Source organism: Mycobacterium sp. (assembly GCF_049802695.1).
In the GTDB taxonomy this organism is placed as follows: Bacteria; Actinomycetota; Actinomycetes; order Mycobacteriales; family Mycobacteriaceae; genus Mycobacterium.
In genome coordinates, this window is sequence record NZ_JBARMY010000461.1 from 1 (window position 1) to 4346 (window position 4346).

Consider the following 4346-nt stretch of genomic DNA (forward strand, 5'->3'; position numbering starts at 1 on the left):
CCCCCAAGCCGTGCGCTTCGTCGACGATCAGCAGCGCGCGGTGACGACGGCACACCTCGTGCAGCCGCTCTAACGGCGCCAGAGTGCCGTCGGCAGAGAACACCGAGTCGGTGACGACGACGGCGCGCTCCTCGTCGCGGGTGGCCAGCGCCGCGTCGACGGCGTCGACGTCGCAATGCGGGGTGACCACCACCCGGGCCCGTGACAGCCGACACGCGTCGACCAGCGACGCGTGTGAGTAGGCGTCGGACACCACCAGGGATCGCGGTCCGGACAGCCCGACCACCGCGCCGAGGTTGGCGGTGTATCCCGAGGAGAACACCAGGCCCGCCTCGGCGCCGACGAAGTCGGCCAGCGCCGATTCGAGTTCCTGGTGCAGCTCGGTGTCGCCGGTCACCAGTCGGGAACCGGTGGCACCGGCACCCCAGGTGCGCAACGCCTGCACGCCACCGGCGATCACGTCGGGATGCCGCGACAGACCCAGGTAGTCGTTGGACGCCAGGTCGAGTTCGGTGCTGACAGGTGGACGTGGCCGCAGCGCGCGACGCAGCCCGGCCTGCCGCCGCTGCTGCTCCACCTCGTCCAGCCACGCCAGCGGCGAGACATCGATCGGTGCCTTCATCGCCTAGAGCCTACGAGAGCCGATGGCCCGTGCGACGTCGACCATTGCCGAGGTGATCTGCGCGGTCTCGGCGGGCGAACAGATATAGGGCGGCATGGCGTAGATCAGGTGTCGGAACGGCCGTAACCACACCCCGAGGTCAAGTGCCGCCGGTGTGGCGACGGCCAGGTCTACCGGCCGGTCGCATTCGATGACGCCGATCGCCCCGCACACGCGGACGTCGGTCACCCCCGGCAAGGCACGCGCGGGTTCGAGCCCGTCGCGGAGGCCGGCGCCGATCTCGGCAACCGACGACCGCCAGTCACCGGCAAGCAGCAGTTCCACACTGGCGGCCGACACCGCGCAGGCCAGCGGGTTGGCCATGAAGGTGGGGCCGTGCATCAGCGCACCGGCCGGTCCCGAGCTGATGGTGTGCGCGACGTCGGTGGTGCACAGCGTGGCGGCCAGGCTGAGGTATCCGCCGGTGAGCGCCTTGCCGACACACATGATGTCGGGGCTCACCCCGGCGTGGTCGGCGGCGAACAGCGCGCCGGTCCGCCCGAAGCCGGTCGCGATCTCGTCGAAGATCAGCAGAACCTCATGGCGTCGGCAGGACTCACGCAGGTCAGTGAGGTAGCGCGGATCGTGGAAGCGCATCCCCCCGGCCCCTTGGACGACGGGTTCGACGACGACGGCCGCCAGCCCGGCGGCGTGCCGGGCCAGTTGCACATCGAAGGCGGCGCTGTAGTCGGGGTCGTACTCACGCGGCACCTGCGGGGCGAAGATCTGGTGGGCCAGGACGTCGGTCCACAACGAATGCATGCCGCCGTCGGGGTCGCAGATGCTCATCGGGGTGAAGGTGTCACCGTGATAACCGCCGCGCCAGGTCATCAGCCGCCGTTTCTCCGGCCGGCCGCGGCTGCGCCAGTACTGCAGCGCCATTTTCACCGCGACCTCCACCGATACCGACCCGGAGTCGCTGAAGAACACGGTATCCAAATCGGCTGGGGTGATCTCGACGAGCAGCTGCGCCAGCCGGGCCGCCGGTTCGTGGGTCAAACCACCGAACATGACATGGCTCATGCTGCTCAACTGCGCGGCCACCGCCGCGTCCAGCACGGGGTGGCCGTGCCCGTGGATCGCGGTCCACCACGAGCTCATAGCGTCGAGCACGTCGACCGGCGAACCCTGGTGCATCACGGTCAGCCAGACGCCGTGTGCGCCGGTCGCGACCACCGGCGGGACGGCTTCAGCTCCGATCGTGCTGTAGGGATGCCACAGGTGGGCGGCGTCGATCGCACTGATCTGCTCGGGCGTCAGCCCGGGATTCGCCGCAGGCATAACGATCGAGGGTAAAGCAGCGGACCCGTTTTGCCCGCGTCGCGCCGCCCGGTCGCAGAATCGTGGGCCATCAGGGAGCATGGGATCTCATGGCACGAGAGCAGCAGGCCCACGAAGTTCCATCGCCGGGCCAACCGGCCGGCTTCGCACCGCTGCCCGAGAAGTCTGCGCAGGTCGCTGCGGGAAACCCACGCGTGATCCGGCTCCGGCTGGCTCCGTGGGATGTGTTGTGCACGGTCGTTCTGATGGCGCTGCTGATAGTGCTGGCGACCACGACCGACTGGCCGTCGCGATTGTTCGGATTTCTTGCCGACGTCTGCACCGACGACACCTGCGCCCCGGCGCCGTTCGGAATCGACTTCTACATCTATCCGGTGGTGTGGGGCGGTGTCGGCGCGGCGTTCGCCGCCGTCACCATCGGCCCGCTCGTCTCGCTGGTGAAGGGCTGGTACATGTCCTTCTGGCCGGTGCTGGCTGTATTGGTGGTCATCGGCGCAGCGGTGGCGGGTGCGGCGATCACCGCTTTCAGCAACAACTACTGGCACGAGAACCCCGGCGCGGCGGTGGCCGCGCGCTTGCCTGGCTGAGACCGAGATCACAACTGCCGCCTCAGATTCGGCGCGGCAGCAGCCAACCGGTCACCGTTCGGTCACGGTACGACAAAAAAGTTCCTGGCAACTTTGCGACCGGTGGCCAGCGCTCCGATTTGTTGTCAGAGTGTCTGTAGTGACTGTTGTGATCGAGTGATTCGTCGAACCGACGGAGTCGAACACCGAGCAGGAGTTTTCCGGCGCGGTAAATCACGCCGATCGCAGGAAGGAAGACAACATGAAAATCGGTAACCGAACCATCCACGCTGTGGCGCTGACGCTGACTCTGTTCGCGGCGCCGTTACTGACCCAGCCGAACGTTGCGGCCGCCGACTCCATGCCCGGGCCGGTGAACCGTCAGCAGGCGCTCAACACCGTGATCGCCCGCGGGCTCTCCCAGCGCGGGGTGCCGTACCTCTACGGCGGTGGCAACGCCGCCGGCCCCACCCGCGGCACCGGCGTGAACGCCAACACCGCGGGGTTCGACGCGTCGGGTTTGATGGTGTACTCGTTCGCCGGCGCCGGCATCAAATTGCCGCGCACCTCCTCGGAGCAGTACAACGCGGGCCGCAAAATCGCACCAGCGCAGGCGCGTCCCGGAGACCTGATCTTCTTCGGGCCGGGCGGCAGCCAAAGCGTCGCGATGTACCTGGGCAACGGACAGATGCTGGAAGCCACCGATCCCGTCGTCACGGTCTCGCCGGTCCGCACCGCCAGCATGACCCCGTACCTGACCCGGATCATCGACTACTGACCGGCCGATCGGCTCGGCGCGGTCGTCGCGGCGCGTGCACTGCAACAGAATCCGGCGGGTTAGGTAGATTGTCTTTCGATCATGATGACCGTCTCCGCGCCCAAACCTGTGCCCGCTGCGGTAGCGGTGGCGCGCGCGGGGGGGCCGGAAGCCCATCCGGCGAAGTCGGCTTTCTACCGTCATGACCTCGACGGGTTGCGCGGCATTGCCATCGCGCTCGTCGCCATGTTCCACGTTTGGTTCGGGCGGGTGTCCGGTGGTGTGGACGTGTTCCTGGCGCTGTCCGGTTTCTTCTTCGGCGGCAAGGTGCTGCGGGCGGCACTGGATCCGGCCCAGCTAGCCGGAGGGTCGCTGTCTCCGCTGCCCGAGCTGGTCCGGCTGGTCCGCCGGCTACTGCCCGCGCTGGTCGTCGTGCTGGCCGGGTGCGCGGTGCTGACGATCCTGATACAGCCGCAGACCCGCTGGGAGGCGTTCGCCGATCAGAGCCTGGCCAGCCTGGGCTACTACCAGAACTGGCTGTTGGCACACACGGTGGCCGACTACCTGCGGGCCGGCGAAGCGGTCAGCCCGCTGCAGCACATCTGGTCGATGTCGGTGCAGGGCCAGTTTTACGTCGCCTTCCTCGGCCTGGTGTTCGGGGTCGCCTACCTGCTGCGACGCAAACTAAGCAGTCACTTGCGCACGGTGTTCATCGTCGTGCTCAGCGCGCTGGCAGCGGCCTCGTTCGGTTACGCGATCGTCGCGCACTCGGACAACCAGGCCGCCGCCTACTACGACAGCTTCGCGCGGGCCTGGGAGCTGCTGCTCGGAACCCTTGCCGGCGCGCTCGTTCCCTATATCCGCTGGCCGATGTGGCTGCGCACGGTGGTGGCCACCGGCGCGCTCGCCGCGGTGCTGTCCTGCGGAGCGCTGATCAACGGGGTGAGGGAATTCCCCGGCCCGTGGGCGCTAGTACCGGTCACCGCCACCGTGCTCTTCATTCTCGCCGGAGCCAACCGGCGAGCAGACGCCGGCGCCGCCGGCCGGATGCCGCTGCCCAACCGGCTGCTGGCGGCCGGCC

General features: G+C 68.2%; 4 protein-coding genes and 1 pseudogene. 3 read left to right on the forward strand and 2 right to left on the reverse strand.

Annotated elements, in window-relative coordinates; all coding sequences use genetic code 11:
• On the reverse strand, positions 1-622 hold a 622-nt coding region (locus WA317_RS18515), incomplete at its 3' end, for an aminotransferase class I/II-fold pyridoxal phosphate-dependent enzyme (protein ID WP_425174424.1).
• Positions 623-625: 3 nt separating this feature from the next.
• Positions 626-1942: an adenosylmethionine--8-amino-7-oxononanoate transaminase gene (locus WA317_RS18520; RefSeq protein ID WP_425174425.1), complete on the reverse strand. Its 1317-nt coding sequence runs from the start codon at positions 1940-1942 to the stop codon at positions 626-628.
• 89 nt (positions 1943-2031) lie between these two features.
• On the opposite strand from WA317_RS18520, the gene WA317_RS18525 reads away from it, so the two are divergent.
• From WA317_RS18525 to WA317_RS18535, 3 genes and pseudogenes are all read left to right on the forward strand, one after another.
• Positions 2032-2529 (forward strand): hypothetical protein, encoded by a 498-nt coding sequence (locus tag WA317_RS18525; RefSeq protein ID WP_425174426.1) that lies wholly within the window; start codon positions 2032-2034, stop codon positions 2527-2529.
• Between the two features lie 241 nt (positions 2530-2770).
• A pseudogene (gene ripD, locus WA317_RS18530) lies at positions 2771-3277 on the forward strand (NlpC/P60 family peptidoglycan-binding protein RipD); the annotation flags it as partial.
• 90 nt (positions 3278-3367) lie between these two features.
• A partial coding sequence (locus WA317_RS18535; protein ID WP_425174427.1) for an acyltransferase family protein occupies positions 3368-4346 on the forward strand: 979 nt, incomplete at its 3' end.